Below are 528 nucleotides of genomic sequence, written 5' to 3' on the forward strand. Positions count from 1 at the left end.
GGGCAGGGCGCCGCGCGGTGAGAGGCCCCCGGCGCGGTGCAGCCGCCACAGGAGGAGCGCGGCGGAGGCGAGCGCCCCGCCCGTCACCGCGACGCCGAAGGTGACCAGCGGGGCGCCGCCGAGCGCGGCGAGCGGGGTGTAGGGCGAGCCGGTGTTGGCGAAGGCCAGCCGGCCCCAGGGGAAGCCGCCGAAGGGCACCCGGTCGCGGGCCCACTCCTCGGCGATCCACAGACAGGCCGTCCACAGCGGCCACAGGGCCGGTACCGGCAGCCGGGAGACCAGGGCCAGGCCGGCCCCCATCAGCGCCAGGAAGGCCGCCTGGATGATCGACAGGCCGATCACCGCGTCCCAGCCCACCACGTTGAGCCACTTCAGCAGCAGCAGGAAGAACGGCACCCCGAAGGCGAAGCCCGTCCAGGCGCCCTGGCGGGCGGTCCGGCCATGGGTGAGCAGGGCCAGGGCGGCGACGGCCACCAGGGACAGCGGCCACACCCCGAACGGCGGGAAGGCGAGGCCGAGCGCGAGCCC

1 pseudogene is annotated in these 528 nt (G+C 76.7%); it reads right to left on the reverse strand.

Going from position 1 to position 528, the window contains the following annotated elements:
* Positions 1 to 528 (reverse strand): annotated as a pseudogene (locus KN815_RS49625) (apolipoprotein N-acyltransferase); the annotation flags it as partial.

Origin of the sequence: Streptomyces niphimycinicus (assembly GCF_018883605.1) — a bacterium.
Lineage (GTDB): Bacteria > Actinomycetota > Actinomycetes > Streptomycetales > Streptomycetaceae > Streptomyces > Streptomyces niphimycinicus.